Origin of the sequence: Pseudomonas orientalis (assembly GCF_001439815.1) — a bacterium.
Taxonomy (GTDB): Bacteria; Pseudomonadota; Gammaproteobacteria; order Pseudomonadales; family Pseudomonadaceae; genus Aquipseudomonas; species Aquipseudomonas orientalis.
Genome location: NZ_JYLM01000012.1, coordinates 150,745 through 172,730, shown reverse-complemented (window position 1 = coordinate 172,730; position 21,986 = coordinate 150,745). Strand labels below are relative to the sequence as shown.

Annotated in this window: 14 protein-coding genes; 5 read left to right on the top strand and 9 right to left on the bottom strand. The window is 50.0% G+C overall.

The window, feature by feature from the left end; translation table 11 throughout:
* Nucleotides 1-983: 983 nt before the first annotated feature.
* From TU82_RS29285 to TU82_RS24315, 6 genes are all read right to left on the bottom strand, one after another.
* A complete protein-coding gene (locus TU82_RS29285) occupies nucleotides 984-2,228 on the bottom strand; it encodes a hypothetical protein (protein WP_231982716.1) in 1,245 nt (414 codons plus the stop codon).
* Nucleotides 2,229-2,611: 383 nt separating this feature from the next.
* Nucleotides 2,612-4,567 carry a hypothetical protein gene (locus TU82_RS24335; RefSeq protein WP_057725788.1) on the bottom strand — a complete coding sequence of 652 codons (1,956 nt, stop codon included), beginning with the start codon at nucleotides 4,565-4,567 and terminating at the stop codon, nucleotides 2,612-2,614.
* Entirely contained in the window at nucleotides 4,564-6,936 is a 2,373-nt protein-coding gene (locus TU82_RS28355) for a sensor histidine kinase (protein WP_072024061.1), read from the bottom strand. The genes TU82_RS24335 and TU82_RS28355 overlap by 4 nt, the downstream gene beginning before the upstream one ends.
* Before the next feature lie 15 nt (nucleotides 6,937-6,951).
* Nucleotides 6,952-7,779: a phosphoadenosine phosphosulfate reductase family protein gene (locus tag TU82_RS24325; protein ID WP_057725786.1), complete on the bottom strand. Its 828-nt coding sequence runs from the start codon at nucleotides 7,777-7,779 to the stop codon at nucleotides 6,952-6,954.
* Nucleotides 7,757-11,215 carry a hypothetical protein gene (locus TU82_RS24320; protein ID WP_057725785.1) on the bottom strand — a complete coding sequence of 1,153 codons (3,459 nt, stop codon included), beginning with the start codon at nucleotides 11,213-11,215 and terminating at the stop codon, nucleotides 7,757-7,759. Before TU82_RS24320 ends, TU82_RS24325 begins: the two co-directional genes overlap by 23 nt.
* Nucleotides 11,208-12,113 (bottom strand): DUF4007 family protein, encoded by a 906-nt coding sequence (locus tag TU82_RS24315; RefSeq protein WP_057725784.1) that lies wholly within the window; start codon nucleotides 12,111-12,113, stop codon nucleotides 11,208-11,210. The genes TU82_RS24320 and TU82_RS24315 overlap by 8 nt, the downstream gene beginning before the upstream one ends.
* A gap of 1,027 nt (nucleotides 12,114-13,140) precedes the next feature.
* On the opposite strand from TU82_RS24315, the gene TU82_RS24305 reads away from it, so the two are divergent.
* The 3 genes from TU82_RS24305 to TU82_RS24295 all read left to right on the top strand — a co-directional run bounded on the left by TU82_RS24305 (nucleotide 13,141) and on the right by TU82_RS24295 (nucleotide 15,646).
* Entirely contained in the window at nucleotides 13,141-14,697 is a 1,557-nt protein-coding gene (locus TU82_RS24305; RefSeq protein ID WP_057725783.1) for a tetratricopeptide repeat protein, read from the top strand.
* Complete coding sequence (locus TU82_RS24300; protein WP_057725782.1) at nucleotides 14,694-14,954, top strand: hypothetical protein; 261 nt, start codon at nucleotides 14,694-14,696, stop codon at nucleotides 14,952-14,954. The genes TU82_RS24305 and TU82_RS24300 overlap by 4 nt, the downstream gene beginning before the upstream one ends.
* A 359-nt stretch (nucleotides 14,955-15,313) precedes the next feature.
* Entirely contained in the window at nucleotides 15,314-15,646 is a 333-nt protein-coding gene (locus tag TU82_RS24295) for a hypothetical protein (protein WP_057725781.1), read from the top strand.
* 272 nt (nucleotides 15,647-15,918) lie between these two features.
* Here the strand turns inward: TU82_RS24295 and TU82_RS24290 are convergent, their stop codons facing one another.
* A complete protein-coding gene (locus TU82_RS24290; RefSeq protein ID WP_057725780.1) occupies nucleotides 15,919-17,253 on the bottom strand; it encodes a hypothetical protein in 1,335 nt (444 codons plus the stop codon).
* Nucleotides 17,254-17,379: 126 nt separating this feature from the next.
* On the opposite strand from TU82_RS24290, the gene TU82_RS24285 reads away from it, so the two are divergent.
* Entirely contained in the window at nucleotides 17,380-18,711 is a 1,332-nt protein-coding gene (locus TU82_RS24285; protein ID WP_231982717.1) for an RES family NAD+ phosphorylase, read from the top strand.
* Between the two features lie 473 nt (nucleotides 18,712-19,184).
* Here the strand turns inward: TU82_RS24285 and TU82_RS28780 are convergent, their stop codons facing one another.
* Nucleotides 19,185-19,388, bottom strand: a complete 204-nt coding sequence (locus TU82_RS28780) for a hypothetical protein (RefSeq protein ID WP_156421696.1) — start codon at nucleotides 19,386-19,388, stop codon at nucleotides 19,185-19,187.
* 238 nt (nucleotides 19,389-19,626) lie between these two features.
* Between TU82_RS28780 and TU82_RS28775 the strand changes: the two genes are divergently transcribed.
* Nucleotides 19,627-20,451 carry a TniQ family protein gene (locus tag TU82_RS28775; protein ID WP_156421695.1) on the top strand — a complete coding sequence of 275 codons (825 nt, stop codon included), beginning with the start codon at nucleotides 19,627-19,629 and terminating at the stop codon, nucleotides 20,449-20,451.
* 60 nt (nucleotides 20,452-20,511) lie between these two features.
* Here the strand turns inward: TU82_RS28775 and TU82_RS24280 are convergent, their stop codons facing one another.
* Nucleotides 20,512-21,984, bottom strand: coding sequence for a TnsD family Tn7-like transposition protein (locus tag TU82_RS24280; RefSeq protein ID WP_057725778.1), 1,473 nt, complete (start codon nucleotides 21,982-21,984; stop codon nucleotides 20,512-20,514).
* Nucleotides 21,985-21,986 lie beyond the last annotated feature (2 nt).

Sequence of the window (21,986 nt, the reverse complement as noted above, 5' to 3'; positions counted from 1 at the left end):
ACGGTGTGCAACATCCCTCAAGCCAGCACTGCCTGCGCAATAGTCCTGCACCGCCGCGAGTTTTGCCTGTTCTGTATACTTAACCATGACACCCCCAAGTTGTGTCCAACCTTTGGGGGTCAGTTCACTCCGCGTGGGAACGATCATTCACGGAACGTAAAAAGGGGCTGTCGAAACAGCCCCTTGTGTCGCAGGAATAAAGATTGTCACAAACCCCCTTACGGTCAGCGGCGTCCAGCCAGACGTCGAACATCTACGAATTAATAAAGGCTGTCACAAATTTCGCATTTACATAATATGAGGGAGTTTATGAAAGAATAAAGGTTGTCACAACTTACGAGCAGTGAAAAAAAGAGGCTAGGGGGCACACAAAATGCCTCACCCAGTCATGATGTTACTTTTTTGGGAAATCAGCACACTTGGGATTGGGGAAGATGCTTCCTCCTGAGCAAGCCACCTGGTACGAGATTCGCTTGGAAAACTAAGCAAAACAGCCGAGAGTTGGGCCTGGAAGGATGCGAGACAGAACACTTCCCTAGCCCCCGCTTCGCTGATGTGCTTACCTTAAGGCTGCCACGAACAGCGACCGGCAGCAGAAAGAACAACGCACGACGACCATCACACCGATTACCGGCGCGGGGATAAGCAGTAAGCTCCAAAAATCGTGGTTACACGCGATTTTTCGTGAATATTTTCTGAGCGTTCGGCGGCTATTTTAAGAAAATTTTTGCACGATTAAATAAATCTAGCCGACGACAGAATGCCTCGGCAGGCCGCATGCCCGCTATTTTGCCCCTGTAGCGCGAAGCGAGGATGCTCGCCAATGGGAAAAGTCACATCTTGCAATCGGGTGATTGGCTAACCGTCAGCCTTCAGCTCATCAACCGTCTGGGCCGTCAGAGTAGTGCTCACCAGAGAGGTATTGGGCAACTTGATCTGAGCGAGGAGCGCTTTTATAGCGCTATATCAGCGTCTGGCACTGTTTAAATATCTTCGCCAGTAATAGCATGCAAAGCCTTTTCCATTGTAGCCATCCCATCACCCGTTACCGAAGCAAGTATTGTCAGCATGGCCTCGCAGCGCTGATGAAAGAAGTCGCTTGCAATATCGTCCCAATCGCCGCCTTTGGCAAGGTAATGAACGTCCATTAGGCTGAGCCTTGAGCTAACTTCGATCACAGGTCCATAAGAATCACGTTCGTGCACAGTCAGATGCCAGTTGGGTGAGCCGAGCTGGTCACTGAGCGACCTCACAAACTCTTCAAGTAAGGCCTGCTGTTCAGGCTCTAGGCAGCCTGCATACTTCCAAATGCCGATCCCTACAATGAGGTCGGGCAGGCCTGTGTGAGCCGGCATCAACTCGTAGGCTGGTCTAGCGATGACACCGCACAACAGGACTAGGTTACTGTCGGTGGTTGCGCGCGCAGCAGGTGTCAGAGAACCGCCAAAAAAAGCAGGTGGTGAAAGCGGGCCAGTTGGTTTTCTAAACTGAAGCTCGGCAGGCACCGCGTCCCCTGCGGACTTCAATGACTCACTCAGTGATTTCAAGCCCACCGCCCCCAGCTTCCTCATGCCTTCCTGTAAGCGGTCAAATGCCGGTAATGCGACGATATCTGCTAGATCAATGCGAGTACCACTCATGTTCTGGTCCTTGATGAGAGCCAATAGGTTACTAGCCATGAACGCTAGAGCGCTTCCGCCCTTGGGTCTGTGAGTTTGAGACAGATAGCGGGCTACTTCTTTCCAATAGCAAACAGATCCCATCCAGTGCTTTGGGGGTAGTGTGGCGTAGGTCAATAAGACAATGCCCTTGATTGTCTCGCGGCGTTTATCCAGATAACGTTGGTATAGGGTTAGCTGATCTGTATAGGCGACACCATCGTCGTCCAAGTGCACAGTGAATGGCGCCCTGGTTTTATTCTCGATGATGATGAAGATATCCGGTCCCCGACCTACTAGATCGGGTCGCTTGTTAGTCGCGCTTTCATGGCCATGGCCAATGACGTGTTGAGTTTCCCACCTCACCGCGAGCAAATCGTTGGCAGGAGCCCGTGCAACCCTATCGAACTGGAATACCTTATCGACGATTGCCGCTAACTCTTCAGCAAGCGTAGCGTGCCGCAGCCATTCAGCCAAGGCCTCGGTAAGGTAATCCTCAAGTGGGCTGCGCTGCTCGCGCTGGCGGTAACGATAAAGCTGTGAAAGAAATCCCATGAGCGGTTCATCCATGTTCTTGTAGATGCGACCTAATACTAGTCGTTAATCATCGTCATTCGAACTTGCCGGGGCTAGCCGCTAACATGATCCACACTAATACAAATGAGGTATCTATGATTGGCCGACCCTTTCACAAAAGTGTTGCTCCTGTTCATTCACACCGCCTAACCCCAGGTCCTCAAGATTGACATGAATCGCCGTGGCATCGGTTGCTTGGGCCAGCAGCGGGCGTGAGCACACAGGAGGTGCCAGCAGAAACTATCAAATCACAACTTCTCACAAGCTTAACGTCCGATCGCCAAGCATCCTCGGGCAAGTTCATCTCGAAACACATGCCCCGTGGTCAAAGTCTGCCGTTACGGTGGACGCAGCGGGGAAGCTCATCCAGAAAAAAGTTATTTAGTTCTGAAAAGCGAAATAACTAATAATGCATCTTGCTCGGGACTTACATCTCGGCCACCGTTTACTTTCGCATATGCGGTGGTTGACCCTGGTCGGACGAGGACTATCTTAGCGCATTCGTCTTCGGTAAAACCGTCTACGCCTACCATTGGTTTCACCAAGTCGTCCTCAGGTACAACGCCCTCCGCTCGTGAGTGGATCATATACATCAATCTTTCCTCAAAAGCCTCAGCATCCACTAGTTTTCTAAGGATCACAGCGGACGGCAACGTGGAGTTTCGATCCAACCAAGCTTTGATTTTTTTCCGAATCCGCCGAACAGTAGAATCAGATATGATATACAAAGCTTGTTTACCATCCTCAGTGTCAGCGACTGCAGCGGCACACGGCTCAGTAACATCTTCGCTATCCACAGCGATCCATTTCGCACCATTTGATACACAGACACCAACCCCCATAGGTTGGAGCATGTTGGGGGCACGCTGAACACCAATACGGCTTAAATCAGCTGTGATCGCGTGTTGGAGTTGGATTGCATAAAGTGGTCGCAATCGCCCCACACGCACGTAACCTGATTCATCAGTTTCAAACTTGGACATTTCTTCAGCATGCCAAGTGTGAAGCTTTTTCTTATTCCAGTCGATTGAAAATTGCTTTAACGCGTCATTAGGGCTGCTGATGATAGTTGTAGGAATACCACCATCACCCGTAGGCGTCGTTGCAAGAGTGACTTTTTTCACCCGCCCTTCACAGAGAAATATTGTTCTTTCTTTAAGCTTTTCCGGCCGAACCAAATCACAAGCGGGGGTAGCAATAACATACGCTTTTTTAGGATTACCTAAAGCATACTCATCCTTTAAAAAGAAGACATCTCCTAAATAGAAATAGCCATCTTTAGTACTCAACCCTCTAGCGTTTTCGCTCTCCAATCTGAAATTCGAATGCAATATATTACCAGAGTATATTTTACCTGCTGCATAAGTGAGACCAAATCGAGAGCGAGGCAGGCTTTGCAAATTCCAGCCGTCCAGCTCAGCGGCCAGATTCCAAAGTTCTGAAGATGATTCAACCTCGTTTACCAAATACTCCAGCAAAAGATCGGATATGTATGTACCTAAACCGACCTTTTCTATTGCTGCGGTATTATGAAAAAGTACAAAGTAATCGGGCAGATCCAAGCTTCTTAGGGTATTACCTACATTTACCGCCGCTTTAGTTATTGCACTTTCAATAAAGCCAATTCTATCGTGTAAGCGATGTAATTCCGGCATGAAGCGAATATAATTTGTAAATACAGCCCGCATCTCGTCTTCGTCGCGAAAATTTTTCTTAGAAATAGCCTCAAATTGAGAAGCAAAAATCTGAGCCTCCAGAAAAAAACTTTCACGGAAATTTCTTAGGGGAGTGGTTAGCGTTGACATCAAAAAGACAAAAGGCTTACAAGTCGGAAACATTTCTCGAGTTTTTTTATAAACTGTGACAGCATCAGCTGTGGTAATGGGAGCGCCATTTTCACGCAATCTCAAGTCAATAAATACAAGCTGCGGCTCGCACTTACAATCTTGATAATTGTCAACGCCAAACCGCTCAGAGTTTACGCCACTCTTTTCAAGGAACGTTATTAAAGTTTCAAGGTCTGATTTTTTTCCGCTACGATCATTAAAAAAATCTGAAAATAATAACTCACCGGCCTCACCGAATTCTTCTCGTGCGTTAAAAATGGAAATTGTATTTTCAAGTTCTTGAAGAGCTTCTAATGCACCGTCGTCAGTAATCCCTTCAATACCAATAAGCTCTCCCACTTTCTCGAGTGCTTCAATATCAATTCTGTTAATAAAGTGCTGAACGTCTTCTTGAGATAGTCCTTGGGTTGGAGCTAGATCAAAAGCATCATCAATAAAATGTGCGTTTTTTACTCCCACACTTGCAAAAAGCTCCGTCAGACTCATTCCTTTGACTCCTTCAATTCAAGTTCAAATGTATTAAAACGATCGCTTCGATATCGCCCTACATCTACGAGATAAAGCCCGCCACCAAGCATTTCAGCATTCTGCCTTGCAATGTAAAGACCCAACCCTTGACGACGGGAAACGGAAGTATTCTTCGTGGAATAAAATGCCTCGAACACAGATTCTTGACGCGCTGCAGGTATACCTGGGCCATTATCGGAGTATTTAATTCTTAGTGGCGACTCAAGGATCTCTATAAATATCTCACCTTGAAAATTGGTATGCTCGCATCTAAATACGTCGATCCAGTAGATTGAATTATTAATTAAGTTTTCAAGAATTTGCACCATATGGCCTTCAATTATGAATGCAGAGGCCATCTTAGAATTGGCGGCAATAGACGCAGATATTCTATGACGTTCAAATTGAGCAGTATGAGCATCTAGAACATATGTCAGCACATCACATATGTTAATATTACTACGTCTCTGCCTTGCGCTCACGGACAGAGGCTCTAATGTATGAAGCCTTTTCTGAATAACCTTTATTTGCTGACCAAGCACCTTGAAAGCAGCAGAAGTTTCCTCATCCACACTCTTCTTCCCGATACGTTTCAGAGTAACCTGAGTCAACTCTGTCGCACGGGTTAACTCGTGAGCAATAACCTCGACCATTAACCCGACACCCGCCAATTGGGTCAATCGATCCTTCTCCTCTTCAACTGTACTAATTCTTAAAACGGCACGCGCGTGCGCTTCCTTTACCTCGAGGAAAGCATCCTTTACTTGCTCCAAAAGCCTGGCATCACCGTCAAAATCTCTTCTAATAGCCTTTAGGGTCGCCTTGGTTCTTTGCTCCAGCGTATCGACGGCAGAGCTTTCTTTGATAGAATCAAAACTTAATTCAGTTTGGCGCTTCTGTACCTTACCTGCATCATTAAGATAATCGTGCCACCATCTAGAAACTACGATATTTAACAGTTGGACCAAAACTTCACTCTCTGGACAATCCTTTAATCCTTGCCGATTGGTTTGATCCAATAATTTGGGGTTGTTATTCCGTGAGATATTAACACGCCCGATTAACTGCTTAGTATTCAGTTTATATCCACTGGCGGCGAGTGCCTCGCGATCAAGGCCCAACCAATCATCCCCCGCGTCACCATACGGCAGTACTCGATATCCATCGCGAAAAAGACAAATTCCAGTCCATGCTTTGATTAAAGATCTTACCGCTTCTCGATCCCCTACACCCTCCATGGCTTTCAATCTTTGCCTATTATACCAATAAAACTCAAAAGTGAATGGGCCGAGTGTCTTTAGTATAGAGTGTGGTTGGCCACTCTGTTTTAACCCCGATTGGGCATATAGGTCGCTTAAGTCAAACACATGCTCAGTTTTTGGCCCGTCATATAGGCTAGACTCTATATTCACAGTCAATTTCGGTGAGCCCGAGACTATTTCATACCGGCCAGAGCACTTACCGTGAGCGTTATCTAACAATCCCTTGGCAACTACTTTAACCTGATCAACTGCAGTGCCGTTAAATTCAAGTCGAACTTGAAAGCGACGTTTTTCGGCCCACGAAAAAGGGTCCATCATCCGTGATATCTGGGTTCTAGCGATATTTAATAGCCGATCAGCCGTCCACGCTGCCGAAATATCCGAAATTATCACTCTAGTGAATGAAACCCCACGCTTTTTACGCTCACCGAACTCTGGCGTAATTTTTACACTGCTGGCAGGCTTATCATAGGCACGTTCAAACTCACTCCAATCAATAACCAATATATTCGTTCGATCATCTTCGACAGTTGCGGTCTCAATGCGCAAATGCTTTCCTAGGCGCATCGCAGATAGGCGTCCAACACCTTTCTCACCAAGGTAAGGTGATTTTTCATTACCGGCGCTCAGCGAGTCATTTACTGCTTTCGCTCGACTCGTTGTACCTATTGTTAAAAATACGTATTTAAGGTCATCGTGAGACATTCCGTGACCGGAGTCCGAAACTACAATTCTATTACACCACCTATAAGCTTCAGTAATCTTTAGCTTAAAATCCGCGATTGATTTTGCACTCTGCACGGCCGCCACAAATTTTTCTTTTAATTCGTCGGGAGCATTAATTAGTATACGATTTATTGTCTCTGCCTTTAGTATCTCAAGCGTTACTCCATCGCGGCTTTCGATCATATCTAACACAGTCGACACATCTGATGATCTAATAACAATCTCAAATACAACATCGACACCTGTCGTAGATTTTGCATCTATCGAGTTTTTTATAAGCTCGTATAAGGCTACGGCATCTGACGAAATCAGATCAGCCCCTAGATGCAAAATAGTCCTTGCAGTTATTTCAAAAGACATGATTTTAAATTCCTTTTATAACGAGCAGACTAGACACCCCTGATCATCATCGTCATCCGGTACCTCAGTCGAGTCAAGATCTGAAAATACTGCAATTAATGTTGAGTTGTCCTTACGCTGAGACATTCGTTCTACCCGAAGGGCATGGTCACGCTTGATCTGAGCCATACGCTCCGGCTGTTCAAGCTCCGCAAGGCTTTCTCCTTGACTCCAAGTAAAGAAGTTACCTGTTTTTTCAAATGGAACTTCATACTCTTTAGCCTTATCGTACAAATCAGGGTGTGTTTCTTTTAACTTCACCCACTCGATTTTTTGCTGATAGAAGCAAAAGTAGCATCCAGAGCGTGTTCTTCCCCACTTTGTGTAGGGGGGCATCCCAACCCCAGAAACTCGAAGAATCTCTTCAATATCGCGCAGGATCAACCCGTCTTCCTGGAACGGATAAACAGCTTCGATATTTGTCTTATGGCTGATGTACCCCGTGCGATTTTCATCAGCACGGAGCCCAACATAATTGATTATTGGTTGGTCGCCGCAAAAGTCCTCAAAAGGCTTAAGCTTGAGCATTTTCGTGCACCAACGACGATGATTGGAGGGAATCATCCCTCCATACATGTCATACCAGTGGTCGAAACCGAGATCAGCATTCAAACGATGCAACGGCTTCCCGAGGTAATTTTCCAGGCGCTGCAAATAGTCATAAGTCTCGGGCAGCTCTTTACCGGTATCGCTGAAGATGTACTCCATTTCGGGCACACGATCTCGCATGTAAATCGCTAACGCTGCGCTGTCCTTGCCCCCTGAAAGGCTAAGGATGTGTCTAACCCGCGGTTCGTTGCTCATCGCTTAGCTCATTCTCATCGTGTTCGGTGGAGCCCTGCTGCAATTGCAGCAACGCTTGAGCAAGGGCTGACGCGGCCAAATTCAAATTGCCGCCCACTTGCTTAGTGAGGGTCTCTAGCAGGCTATTGGCCATGATCTTGGTCTCATGATCAGAGGTCAATAGCATCGCTGCCTCTTCGCCACTGGGGAGAGTCAAAGTCACCCCGACGAAGCGTTGCGCTTGACGCTCAAACTCGCCTTTACGCATAGCGACCCTAAGCCAGCGCTTGTAGCGCCCGCATAGCTCAAGGACGGACTCCGCAAATATCGGAGCGTCACTGTCTTTCCAGATATCTAAGGGTCTATGAACTACAACACTCGCAATGGAATCCATCCACTTGTCGTCAGTCAGGGTGATGTCCGAACAGCGCATGATGAAGGCTTTAAGATCTACCTCGGCAAGAGACTGCGCGGTATCGGCGCACTCTTCCTGGAGCTGCGATCGAAGGGCCTTCAGAGGGCCTGTGATCTCAAAAGCCTGAGCCATGGAAAAGCTAACCTCGTCCTGCAACCGTCGGTATGCCATACCAAGCTCAGTGAGGCTTTTAGCCAGCAGATCGGGGAAGCTACTAGCGTCCTTCCCCTTCCCAGCCATCACCACGCGCGGCATATCAATGGCGAGCAAAGAAACCGGGTCGGTTGCTCTTTTGATTACGTCGCGAAGGGCTTTGGTTTGGTTTGTAAGTCGCAGTGTCTCTTGCGAATATTGCGGGAGACGCCCGTACCAGCGGATCAGCTCCCGCGCAGCATCCAGGTAAGATGCGTTCAACCCCAACTGCACACCTACCGCTCCAAATGCCTTTGCATAATCTTTGATCAGATCTTTGCGCTCTGCTGCAATGTCGAAGCGGCGGAAGCTAAAGGTGTGAGGGCTCCTGAACATCCGTTGCTGATGATCGGAGGTCAACTCCAGTATCAGACTTCCTCGTTCGAAAATCGCGCACGACTCCTTGTTAACAAGAAGGTAAACCATGAACCACACGCTGGCCGGCCCATTTCGGACCCCTAGCGGCGGTAGTGCCAGACTTGAAATGACCTCAGCAAAAGTGACCTGCCCGTCAATCATCAGTTGCTTATCAAGCTCAGCCCAAACTTTACGTATGCCGGCAGGAGAATTACCGTCCGGTGCCGTTAACAACCAACGGCCGCCAGCCCCTTTACGATGCAGTCCAGTGGATTGAAGCAGAGAGCTGTAGAGCAATCGTTCGGGTGGGAAGTCGACGATACCTAGCAGCTCTGAATCAGCCTTTTTATCCAGCAGGTCAAATAGACGCTGCCGAGCTGCATTGATTGCAGATGAGGGCTTCTCTTTGTTGATCAATTCGTTATTGATCGCCGGAGCCGCCTCGTAAACCTTATCGAACAGCCAAGAGGCGGCTTGACTAAGGTTCATTGCTCCGCTATCGGCGATCACCTTTCCTTTATGCCAATACTGCATATCGGACGACCCTTTTGCTTGCCGGTTCAGCAATGCCAAGACCAGTCGGCTAACACGCTCACGTGCCGTGCTGAACCTCGACTCGACATAGCGCTCAGTCCAGGGATCCAAATGACTAAGCTTGACCTGGTCATGAACCATCAACCAGCGGGAGTATTCAATGAGAGCATTACGCTCATCCGGACCGACTTTGACAATTGCGGTAAGCGATAAAACGTCGTCAGTAGAGCGAGCTACCTCTTCAGCAGCACCGACTAAAGCAGACGATTCGGCGTCTGCAAATATCAGCCCCACGCTGCCATCATGGCGACCATGATTACCGATGGACTGCGCAATTCTATCCGACGTGCCTGCAGTCACTCTTACCGAGCGGATTGTTCCTGTCTGCTGATAGTGACGACTTGCAATAACGCTTCTTTCAGATAGGGCTTGTGAAACGCCATTGAACATCAGTTCATCAGCCGAGCGCTGCATCGTTTCCTCGTATAAAGCCTCGACGTTGATAGCGTGACTGACGGCAAAACCATAATCATGACTCGCAGGACGATGTACTAGGATTCTTTTGGCAGTTAGCTCACTCAAAGCTTCAGAGATAGCTCCAAGGTCTTCCCCCATAGCAAATCTAAGGAGCTCAACGGTCAACACCACATGGAGGACTTGAGCGACCAGCTCGATGACGGCAATCGACTTGAGTAATTCAAGCTGTAAAGCCGTCATCTCCGCGTCATTACGCTCTACGACAGAGCGAGCGAAATCCCAGCGTCGTTCAGCTTCAAGATCACGGAAGCGAAGCCCTACCCCTGTCGTGAGGTAGTCAAAAAGCTCGCTCATTCCATACCAAGAAGAATGGTCGACAATATTATGCTCCGCGAAGTCTCTCAGCGCTCCGGACTCATATCCACGCATGAATGCATGAAATGAACGCTCGCTCTGACCAAATCGCTTAGATATGACCGCTAAGCAAGCCAGAGCTGCTGGGTGCAATGGGTACAGGCGCTCTGCCTGAGCGAACAGCTCACTCTCACCAGTTCCGCGGAAAAAGTTGAAATCAATTGCTTGCTTGTAGATGCTCCGGGCATCTTTTTTCAGGGCAACCGACTCAGTAATGGTTCCATCCGCGCCTAGGGCATGAAGAGCGAAATGCGCATACCGTTCGACCGGCTCATCAAAAGGCACTTCATCGAAGCGTGCTGAGACCTTATGCCACTCATCGGAAAGCGTCCGACCTACACCTGTGGCATAAGCATCAAAGTGCTGGTGCAGCATTGATATGACTAGTAGACCATCGTCCGTAGGATGAGATGCGACCTCAGCGATTTGCTGCAGAGACATCAAATCGCCGGCTTCCGGATTTAGAGCTGCGTACTCGATGAATTTGCCAAGCTCGTCAATCAGCAATAGGACACCGGAACATCCAGCACCTTTGGTGATTAGAACAAAGTCATTCAGCAATCTACTCGTCGCTGCGTTAAGGGGTACGTCACGATAGGTCTGAGCTTTCGTATCCAACTGGCGCTTAAGCTCAGTAGCCAGCTTGCTTTTTGGCAGGTGCTCAAGCGCTTCGAGAATAGACTGTGCTAACGCGTCACCCAACGATACGCGCGAACCGCTTATTGCCAGTGCAAAGCGATTTTGCCCTTGTGGGAAAAGCTCAGCGACTTCTGTAGAGGCCTCAATGAGCTGTTTGTAAATTGCATGAGAGCTCTTTTGCCCTTCTAACAAACGGGCGAGCAGCAACCCTAGCGCCGACTTACCACTGCCGTAGGGCCCAATGAGTTTCCAGGCGCGTTGTGCGCTACCCGACTTCAACGCGCCGCCAATCTGGCGAAGCACTGCCAAGACAGCAGGAGTGATCAGATAACTATCGAGCGAATCTTGTGACCGCAAATCCCTAGTCAGCGAAATGGAGCGCAGGAATTTGGAGTCCAGCTCAAGGTGATCTATCAGTCGGTCAGACATTCGATTCTTCTCCCACACCCAGCAAGCAATCAGCCCAAGCGGGCGCTAAAGTTGTATCCAGAATAATTTGCTGGGTATCAGCGGTATCAATAAATCGCACAACGCCACCAAACTCTTTTTCTACACCTTCTATCAAGCTACTCACTTGAAAGTTATCCAACCTGAAAACGCTACCGGGACTGAATTCACCATGAACAATCTTGGTGAGACTGAGAGAGTTGGTATTTTGACGTTCGAAGTAATCAATCAAGGAAAAAAGGAAAACTCTTGGAGATAGACCTAAGGGAGCATTTCTACCTACTAGGTAAACAGTTCTGCCGTCGTCGGCAGTGACCTCTTCAAAAAGTCCCAAATCTTGCAGTGGACACCACGAGGTATCATCACCTGCAGACTCTTCCCGCTTGTACGAATGCAGGAAAATGCTTGAATGCTGCTCAAGGGTGGAGACCGCCAGCTTTTTGTTACTAGCGGATGCCTGATTCTCGAGACCCGCGATGAGTGTCTTTCGATCAAAACGGGAATACGTTGCGCTCCCGAAGACCAAATTCCAAACTGCAATCTCCGCGTGAGATGAAATCCACCAGTGAAGCAGCCAAAGCGACTCAGGCTGTTCGAGGAAAGGGTCCCAACCATCTTTCGAAAGCAGCAAGCTTCCAATCGGACCGGATTGCAGGCCAGAAGAATCGCGGCCATCGACTATCCCGAAAGCCTCACCCCAAAATTGAATCGACTTGACCATGTTGCGGCCAATGCCCAGCGTAATCGTCGCCTGAGCTTCATCCTTCAGCGCAAGGGGGTTGCTGATAATTGCTTGGTGTAGCTTTGGCAGCCATCCGTAACGGCAAACGAAGGACTCATGTCCCGAGAAGCGCTCATCTCGTCGTTGAATGCTCGACATCAACCTTTCCTCCCTGGGGCCAATTTCTCCGAAGCAGCTTGGTCGTTGCTCTGAGCTGCTGGCTCGATAATGATGCGTTTCGTGGCGGCATCAAAGTAAATATCTACTTGGTCGCCTTCGTGTAAGCCGGCATTCCTCAGCAATTGCTCGCTAAGCGAAACGCGCCCTAGCTTCTGGATCCTGCGGGTGTCAAACAAAACCTTCATCCTACTTACCCCAAGCCTCGTGGCAGGCTTTATCAATACTCGTAGGATACTTTATTGGGGGACCTAACACAGGGGGACCGCCGCCTAAAGATGCTCATTTTCCCTGTCTTTTGTCAGTTAGACTAATCTCGTCCTCAGGCTTGGGACCATGGTCACCGATCTCTGACATGGCAGCAGGTCACGCGATCGACGCCCGTCTAATCGCCATTGCACCGTCCCCAGTAGCGATATAAAAGGAGGTTTCTGTGAGCTGTGATTGTGAGGTTCAGCTGCAGCGATCTCTCAATGCGGCAACGGGTGAGTCGATCCAATAAGCGAAACGAGGGCAGGGATTTGCTCTGCTGCACGTCCTATCAGGCAAAACACCCGGTTGCCCATCCATTTCGGATCATCAAACGCCTATCCCAAACAAAGTTCCGTGGGTTGGTGAAAACCCGAGTCAGACCACCTTGTTTGCTTAGTCGAACCTGTGGGTGGCGCGAAAACACGTGATAACCAGTCCTTTGAGGTCGACTTTGCGTTGAAAACTTAATCCACTTCTCTGGTGCATTTAGATCGGCGAATGATCTTGCCCCACGTCAACGACTGGAAGGTAGATTCGCGGTATGGGAGCCAACCTAACACTTAAATTCTCAGTTGATTCACCACCCAATCTGCTCTACGCTGCTGAGCACAGGCTAAGCGGCTCGAAGAGCTTAAGGTGAGCCTGGGTCCCTCCCACCGAATCTCCTTCCACATTCCAGCATCTCGGGCTGCTCGCCCAAGTCTTGCTATAGATCTAACTCGATATCTGGGGAGGGGGATTGATATCGGAGTTAAAAATGATCAGCAGCAAAGAGCAGTTCAGTTCCTTCGTAAACGCAACATACCGATACCTTCAAACTCGCGGTCTTCCCTCAGACGTCAGGCTCAGTGCTGTACGTGAACTGATGGCCAAGTCAATCGCAAACAAGCCCAGCAACAAGCTGATAGAACACCTAGAGAACTGCCCTATTCCGGTGGACGGAACGCTGTGCAAGCGAGTTGCGTCAGCAATCCAAGAGGCTTATGGGTTGGAGATGCCAAGCCAGGCTTGGCGCTGGCCTCTTCCTGCCAACTTCAAGCTGAATCCATCCGAACGCATTTCGATCTGGCAGGAAGCCTTCCAGGCTGCTTTCGACGAACAAAACATCGACGGGATGTGGCGCGACACCTTTTTTTCAATAGAACCATATATCAAGCCCATGGGCGATGGCTACTGGGCGGTGTGCAACCGATCTCCAGTGCGCTTCGGGGTTTGCTGCGATGTGCTTGGCGCAAAATGGGTAGCACATCGTCCCACTGACAATTCGATCGCCGATGACAGGTCAGGCAGAGGTGAGGGTGATCTCAGCTTCCAACTGGGTCTGACAGCGCTCTGGAAAAATGACTACAAGCTTGCCTTTGATCATCTTCAAAAAGCAGCCGACCTGGGTCATCCACTTGCAAACTTCAATCTGGGATGGATGTTTAGTGAGGGCTTGGGTATGGCCCAAGACTTCACGCGCGCATCGATCCATTACCAGGCGGCTGCCGACCGCGGCATTTCGATGGCCCATCACAACATCGCCCGTATGCATCTGGCAGGGGGACCAAACTTTGCCAAAAGCATCCCCGATGCCATTCGGCATTTTGAGCTGGCAGCGGAAGGCAAGGTAGCAGCATCCATTGGCTGCCTTGGCATGATCTATCTGAATGGAAACGGCGTACCTGCTGATCATAGCCGGGCCGTCAAGCTACTCGCCCAAGCGGTCAAGCTGGGAGATGACCACAGCGTGAACGCGCTTGCCACTGTACTAGATATGGAAAATGGCGGGGTATCGACTCCCGAGACGTTCGCTATGTACCGTATAGCGGCGCGCTCGGCTCGCGAGTTGAACCAACTCACCCCTATTTATAATTTGGGTCTGTGCTTCTTATCGGGCAATGGGATCAAGCAGAATCTGACGAAAGCCCGTCGGCTTTTCAGGATCGCAGCAGTGGCTGGCGAACCTGACGCAGCCTTCAACCTTGGCCTGATGTATCTCAATGGGGAAGGCGCGACTCTCGATCCTGCCGAGGCAAAGCTCTGGTTTGAGCGCGCCGCTGATCACGACCAAATGGAAGCCATCAACGCCCTAGGGTCCATAGAATTCAACGGGCTGTGCGGTGATTGCAACTACTCGCGGGCGTGGGAGCTATTCTCAAACGCCGCTGACTTAGGATCAGCTTTTGCGATGGTTAATCAGGCCCGCAGTCTGGTGTTCGGTTTAGGAGTGGAGCGCGACATGGGCCGCGCATCAGACCTGCTTTACAGGGCGGAAGATCTCGGTGCACCACATGCGCGGGAAGCCCGTATCCAATGGGAGGTACGCACATGAGCAACGTATCTTTCGACATTGCTCCCGAGGAACCGGAAGAGGACGCAGAGAGCTTCTTTTGTGCGGACTGTGAAAGGGAGTTCGTGGAAGGCGAGTTCGAATGGGTCGATGCCGAATTCGATCCAGATGACTGCCGCTGCCCAGAGTGTCAGTTCAGTCATGATCTGCAGGGGCAATCTTGTGACTTCTGCGACGAACCGGCTGAGCACGCACTCGGATCAACGTTCTACTGCACCGAGCATTTTGATGAGCTGTGACTAGGGGCCGACTGATAACCTCCCCTAGGCTTCAATAATTCGAGGTACAAGGTCGTCCCCAGTCGGCCTTGTACCTTGAAACGTTGAGCGGCAACTGCGGGAAAGTGCTTGCCGATGGGCCCATCAAGGAAAGAAATCGTGGTTTCCCCTCCTCCGAAGAAAAATAGCGCCTGCCATCCTTTTGAGGCGTCTATTCAGGAAAGGAGCCATGTCGGGATTCGGAAACATCACTCGCCCGCTGTGCTCGGCGGACGCGTGAGGACACCTTAAATAGCCGTATGGATCATGGCCGTTGTGCCGCGCCCACTGGATCAAACTGGTAGAGTTAGGCTAGTTAAATAGCATCCACAGGAAATCACATGAGCCCAGAATTGACTGAGGAAGAGATGCGCATAGCACTCTTCGGTAACACCACGCCAGCAGAAAAAATCAGTGTCGCGCCGGTAGAAGCGTCCCAGTCGGACATCGCACCCGCTCAACTAGTGGACCTACATCAGAAGAAAAAGGTCGCTAAGGCGTTCACGCCCCGTCTTAAGGTAACTCTGCGCGTTGGCAATGAGTTTGAGGGCAAGACATACGAGATAGTCCATGAAGCGGATACCCTGAGTACCCTTCTGGCAGAGCAAGAAGCGTTCAGAGTAGCCAAAATAAAATATCGATACGTGGAAGTGGTATCGATTAAATCAATGTAAAAGGCAGCCAACGGTAGCTAATTGTCGCAATGATTTCCGAAAAATCGCGTTGCTGGAACATTGCAAGGACTTGCCCACACATTTGCATTCAATCTGACCAATCATTTGCATCGGATTTTACCAGTACGATTCGTAGACATTCCGGGCAAAGAACGACCCAATGCGGACATTCGCGATACACCGCATAAACGCCCTTTTCTTGACCTTTCTTCCCGCAAGTTCCATTCCCCATACCGCCGTGTGCAATTCAGTCCCGTGGCAAAGCGGCATGGTCACGGCTTGGGAGGGAGGTTCTTCACGCCGCGATTGAGCAAGTCGAGCAGTACGATTTCGCGGGACTGCTGTGCTTGCGCTAGGCCAACCAAGGCGTTTGCCGCTTTGCGTGCAAGGCGACGCGCCAAGACCCGCTGTTGGGTGGAGATGATACGACCTTCAGGGCGCCCGTGAACGTAGGTACAACGCATGTCGTAAAGGTCCAGATACTCCTCTGCTGCGCCCGGCTCGACTATGGCGGCGCTCAGTCTTGCCGCAACCCTACGTGTCGGCGATTCGTCGTAATTATCGCCTGTCAGTCGCAACTTGCGTCTGTGGTCTGCCTCCGCGCCAAACGCGGCCTCGATCATGATGAGGTGCGCCATCACTTCATCGATGCCATCGGAAAGGAACGCACGAACCAGGAAATGCTCCACCGGCGTTGAGAAAAGTTCCGATGCCTGAACACTCGCTGCTTGCATTAGCCCCCACCTGGCTTCCAGTGCCTGCCGTACATCCTTGGCGGTTGCCCAGGTTCGCAGCCACATTGGGCACTCAGATTCCTCCCATTCGTCGTGGTCCACTTGGTAGGAACATGGTTCCCACGACAGCCGCTCAGGTGGCGGCGGCGGTTGCGGGAAAGCGCATAGGTCATCATCGACGGTGTAGACCCAAGGCAGCTGGAAACCACGCCAGTCCACATCGGTCATCTCTGCCCAGTCTTCCCATGGCGCCAGCAGCAGAAAGAACAGTGCGCTCTCCACCTCCGCGGGGAAGCGCCCGCGATGGGGAACGATCTCGCCCAGATCCTTTCCGATGGGGAGGTCAAGCCAGGAGAACTGGCGATCGCCGGATTCGCTGCGAACAGATACGTCTTCCTCTACGACCAGCCAATGAAACTGGGACAGACGCCGAGCGTCCAGCCGTATGCCGGGATAACAGCGCTCTAAGCGGGGCGCATTGAACAAAACCTCAAGTTCGGCAGCATCGAATCGACCCATACGGGCATTGCCAAACTGGAAGGACGGGAGCTCATCGGCCATATCGAGCGGGCAGAGGTATCGCCGCCTAGTGGTAGTCCGTTGGAACTCGTGAGCTAACGCGGCGGCCACCTTCTCCATTTCCGGCCTGGGCTGGTTGAGTAGATGGGAGGTGCTGCATGGTAGACCCAGCGACCTAAGCGCATTGCCAATGGAGGGCTCCAGCCCGAAGGTGGACTTTCCGCTGCGGTAACGCTTGGTGAGCAATTCCTTAAGTGCGACGAACTCCCGGCTGCTCCAGAGATTATGTGGACCCGGTGGCGGGATGTCCCACAGCGTTTGAAGGGCAGCGACAAGCGATTTATCTGGGGACATGAGTGGCTTCGCCCTCCTTGGAGTGTCTGTTCAAATGATCCCTGAAGGAGGTTACCTTAGCAATCAGCTGCCGCTTTTTGCGGTTACACGCGCGCTGCCAGCTTTGCTAAGTAAGTGTCTCCAGGCATGCATGGGAAAAAGAATCTTCAGGAAGCAGCGATGATTTGTATTGAATGCGTCACTCCGGAAGCTCTCAAGAAGCTGTTCGATACGCACAGTCAGGAAGCTGAATGCAAATATTGCCAGCGCCGTGGGACGGCTATTGAGGCCCAGGTTCTATTTGAATACGTCTATGCCCGGGTTAGCGAGAATATTGCCCGTAAGGAGGATCTCTCGGAATACGAGCTCAGCATGATGTATGGGGCCAGGGTTGAACTGTTCCCCATTGCAGAAATAGACATTGTTCTCTCGGAATGGTTGGATCTCGGAAATGAATCGTATTTCGACGATTTGCGTAACGGCGTTCCCTCCGAATTCAATCTAGATGATGTCGGCGACACTACGCACTTTTATGGCGAAGATGACGCGATGGAGGTGAACTCCTACGAAGGTCTTTGGGACCAGTTCGTTGAGGGTGTGCAGTACACGCACCGTTTCTTCAACCCGAATGCCGGAAAATTTCTCGACTCGGTTTTTTCTATGTTGGTCGCCGATGACGAAGGACTTAAGCCTGAAGCCATCCGGACCATAATAAATGGCGACTTGATGTACCGTGCGCGTCTTGCTAAAGGCTTCAGCGAAGCAGAGAAAATAATCAATGATCCCGCTGGTCAATTCGGCCCAACTCCGAGGTTCATGGCAAGCAGTCAAAGGATGACGCCGAACGGAATTTCCGCTCTCTATTGCGCGCTGGAGCGAGAGACCTGTCTGAGCGAAATCCGCTCCATTACGGGGGATCACGTAGTGAGCGCAGCGCTGACTCCAGTCGCCGAACTGAAGCTCCTGGACCTCACGGCCCTAAACCAAGTTGAACCCCCGGATCTGAAGCTCTTGGACGTGGGGTTTCGTGATGCACTACACCGCAAGGTATTCTTGGGGTCACTTGTGAAAAAGATGTCGAGGCCAAAGGCTCGTAATGATGAGCTGAGCTATCTTTCGACCCAGGTGGTGTTCGAGTACTTACGGCTGCGCTTTGGCAAGCAGGTCGACGGTCTGGTCTTCCCATCCGTGCAGACGGGCGAGACGGGTACCAACGTAGTCTTGTTCCCCGAGGCAAGCCGCCTTGCCTATGTACCGCCGCCGGAGGCCGATGCTGAAAGACTTGGCGACGAAAAGCCCCCCGTTGTGGTCGAGGTAGAATTGGACAATCCGTTTAAGCCACCTACCAAGGTAATTGTTGTGCACGACTCAATTCGGTATCACAAGGTAACGGCGATTGAGACCCAGGCCCGCGAGTATCGGCATATTTACGATATCTTCATGAGCGACGAGACACGCAAGCGGCTGAACTTGAACTAGACAGCAGGGCTTTTGTGCAGAGGCACTGGCGTTGCGGCCAGTGCTTTCTGGCCGACGTTTTGGACGTTTTCTGCCGTTCATGGTTGTTACTGCTGATGCATCATTGACCCATCGGCTACATTTTCGCTGACCCAAGCTTCTACTTCGTCAAGCGTTAGCAGGTCTGACTTAGGACTGAATACTTATGAGGCATTGAATCGCCAAGTCGGCAGATGGTCAATTTTGCATCAGCGTGACATTGTGGGCCATTTCTGCGAAAGCACCACCAAGCGTGCGGATCCTGGTAAATATCCAAATACATCCTGCTGACTATAAATTATAGTCAACAGGATATATTTGGATATTTCCACTGGTAGCTAAGCATCAGCACTGCAGCGCTACGCTCGCGTTCATGAGCGAAAGATGGCGCTACACCGTCATCGTGTGCTCGTGCAATCAACTCGTTTGGCATGCGAAGTACCTGAGTTAACGGGCTAGTGTTTTTTTGTTGAAATTCCTTCCGGTGCCTTGCGGCTACCAGCAAGTAGCCCGACAGGCTCCTCAAGCTCCGTCTGCGCAGTGATACGCATAAAGCGCTGGCCGGCGTCCGGCTTTGAAGCGAGTATGGCCCGGGCTTCGCGAATGAACTGATCGCGCATATGCCATTTGTCAGTTTTAACCTTACGACGTCCCTTCATTTGCATCCTCGCAAGCCAGGTTCACTGATGCGCGCTTATCCAAGCTGATACCTCAAGATCCGCCTGAGCAGACCGTCATCTAAAACATTAGCCACGGCGGCATCATCCCAAAACGCGACCGCTGACGGGCAATAGTCTAGTAAAAATCAGGTAAATCATCAAACGGATAACTATCAAGTAGAATAGCCGGCTTGTGCGCTTGCAGCGCTGCCAGGAAAGGCCGATTACGGAATAACTGATGAAAATTTTTACACCCTTGCCCGGGGAGTATATTGCGTCTGTGCTACAGAGAGGGAACGAGATGCTGGGCCTCAAAACAGTAGCGCTGAAAGACTTTCACATAAAACCATTGCCCAGAAAAGGCTACGGATACGCACCTGGTGATAAATATGAATCTAGAGCACACGCCATATTTCAATTCCCTGATTTCTTTACAGAAAGAAACGTATCTGAAGAAGTTCTAAAAAACCATACCTTGTACCCGCTGACTGCAGCACTTGCGCGAACTAGAAAAGATATTGCTGTAACCCCAGCGGCTTGGAGGAAAATTTGTCCTATTTGTGCATTAGAGGATTTTGAAAACTATGGCACGGCATATGTCCACCGAAGACATGTCCCTACGTCGGTACAAGTCTGTAGCGTGCATGGCTCAAGACTCATGGATAGATGCACAACATGCTTAACGCTAATAAAAAACCATCAGATTTCTAGACTGAGCATATGCAGCCAAAAATATAAATCTCAAGTCGAAGAGCCAGACTCATTCAGCTTCGCCTATTCAAAATTTGTTGCCGACTTGTTGACGTACAATGGTGCCACGCCTATGTCATATAGAACTGATTGGCTGATTATTAATAGCATTCGCTTGAGATATGGAAATGAAATAAACCAAAATGAAGATTTTATAAAAAATCTTATAAAAAACAAATTTGGCGTAGACTTAAGAACCCCTATTTCCAAAACTTACTCAGACAACAATTACACTATACTCGCATTTCTTGGGTGCGAGACTGCCGAAGTATATTTTAATTTATTGCTCAAGAGCGAAACATCTTCTCGATAAGTAAAATAGTTGAGATATATAAGTTATTAACTCTAAAGCTTAGAGTTTATTGGTAGTAAATCATGCGATTGAAAGTATATGTAATACTTCCTTCACAGTGACATGAGGCACCCTGATTCCGGCAAGTCGGTATACAACACTCACAGCGCTTTGCTCAGGCGGAAGATAATGCCTCACCGCCCAGTAGATTTTACGAATTTGATAGTCATGATCAGATTCCAGCATGTCCTTCATCAGTAAAAAGCTTATTGGAAATTTACCTGGCCTCCTCAAAAAATCGTAGCTATGGGCGACTTTCCTGCCCAGCGCCGCGCGGGTGATCTTTTGAGGCCTGCTCTGTGTAGATAGGATCTGATCCCTCGCCACTAGCAGATCTCGAGCTAGCGCTAGATCTCGTGCGTCCCAATCGACTAACTCCGGCCTTAATCGGATAAAGGGATGTGCAGACACGTAATCTGCTAGCCACTCCCTATCATGGCGGTACAGCCACTGATAGCCAGGCTTTTCATGACATTTCATATTGAGGCTGCTTGAAAACACTGCCCGACGCGCCTGGACTTCGCCGTGATCGATAGTGGTACCAGGGTCATTGCCTTTATGTGCTTCTTCGTTGCAAGTATCAGCTTGAGGATCGAAAGCCCTTAGCTGTTCGAGGTCTGTCTCAAGGAGCCAGCAAAGAAAATAAAATTTCAAAGGCTGTATGACCCTCTCGCGGGGGCGCAAGACTGTAAATACCCAGTCACAGGAGTGGCAGATCTCCTGAAACTCATTAGCGAGAGAGCTAAGTAAAAGACTCGGCGTCAAGAAAGCCCGTAAAGCCTGCTCCTTAATCCTGCCGGACTTGAGAAATCCCATCTTCTCCAACCGGTATCCCAGGAAGTTACCAGCTAGGAGCCTCTGCACATCCGTAGGATGATTGAGAGCCCATAACTGCATCTGACTTACGATATCAACTGCAGATTCGGCAGGAGTCTCCATGATCTGGGAACCTACTGCCTCTCCCGGGAGCAGCATGCAACGCCAATCGGCTCCATCCGGAAATGTAATTGCGCGGAGTGCCTTCCCATGCAGGGAGCAAACACAAACGCCCATCGCTTGGTGAATACGGTGCCAGTAGGCCGAGCCGCAATTGCGACTGTCTTCAGCAACGCAGCTTTCGCAATATCGAAAGGACGCATGCTTGAGGAAACCTGACGCTGTGAGGCCTAAGCTCATCTTCAGACCAGTTCCGGAATTACCAGCCATCGCGGCTCGCGCGGCACTGCGCTTCGCTTCACTCAAAAAAGGCTCATAGAGAGGTAAAAGCGTAAAACGGTTAATTAGCTCGTTCACCGAATAGGCCCGGGCTAACTCCTGAGATAAGGTCCCCAAGCAGCATGGCAGGATTGAGCCGCAAGTCCGAGAATACACGCCAAATAAATCCTGGCTTGTCCGGCGATAACTGTGGTTTGCCGATAGTCTGTGATAGCGCACCGCTAGGCTGTAGAGCAACTCATCGGGAAACGGCTGAGGAAACCAATGCAAGCGCTCCATTG

What these genes read in the sequence shown, in the direction of transcription:
- TU82_RS29285 (WP_231982716.1), bottom strand. Translation starts at nt 2,228, where the DNA reads ATGGATGAACCGCTCATGGGATTTCTTTCACAGCTTTATCGTTACCGC.
- TU82_RS24335 (WP_057725788.1), bottom strand. Translation starts at nt 4,567, where the DNA reads ATGAGTCTGACGGAGCTTTTTGCAAGTGTGGGAGTAAAAAACGCACAT.
- TU82_RS28355 (WP_072024061.1), bottom strand. Translation starts at nt 6,936, where the DNA reads ATGTCTTTTGAAATAACTGCAAGGACTATTTTGCATCTAGGGGCTGAT.
- TU82_RS24325 (WP_057725786.1), bottom strand. Translation starts at nt 7,779, where the DNA reads ATGAGCAACGAACCGCGGGTTAGACACATCCTTAGCCTTTCAGGGGGC.
- TU82_RS24320 (WP_057725785.1), bottom strand. Translation starts at nt 11,215, where the DNA reads ATGTCTGACCGACTGATAGATCACCTTGAGCTGGACTCCAAATTCCTG.
- TU82_RS24315 (WP_057725784.1), bottom strand. Translation starts at nt 12,113, where the DNA reads ATGTCGAGCATTCAACGACGAGATGAGCGCTTCTCGGGACATGAGTCC.
- TU82_RS24305 (WP_057725783.1), top strand. Translation starts at nt 13,141, where the DNA reads ATGATCAGCAGCAAAGAGCAGTTCAGTTCCTTCGTAAACGCAACATAC.
- TU82_RS24300 (WP_057725782.1), top strand. Translation starts at nt 14,694, where the DNA reads ATGAGCAACGTATCTTTCGACATTGCTCCCGAGGAACCGGAAGAGGAC.
- TU82_RS24295 (WP_057725781.1), top strand. Translation starts at nt 15,314, where the DNA reads ATGAGCCCAGAATTGACTGAGGAAGAGATGCGCATAGCACTCTTCGGT.
- TU82_RS24290 (WP_057725780.1), bottom strand. Translation starts at nt 17,253, where the DNA reads ATGTCCCCAGATAAATCGCTTGTCGCTGCCCTTCAAACGCTGTGGGAC.
- TU82_RS24285 (WP_231982717.1), top strand. Translation starts at nt 17,380, where the DNA reads ATGCATGGGAAAAAGAATCTTCAGGAAGCAGCGATGATTTGTATTGAA.
- TU82_RS28780 (WP_156421696.1), bottom strand. Translation starts at nt 19,388, where the DNA reads ATGAAGGGACGTCGTAAGGTTAAAACTGACAAATGGCATATGCGCGAT.
- TU82_RS28775 (WP_156421695.1), top strand. Translation starts at nt 19,627, where the DNA reads ATGAAAATTTTTACACCCTTGCCCGGGGAGTATATTGCGTCTGTGCTA.
- TU82_RS24280 (WP_057725778.1), bottom strand. Translation starts at nt 21,984, where the DNA reads ATGGAGCGCTTGCATTGGTTTCCTCAGCCGTTTCCCGATGAGTTGCTC.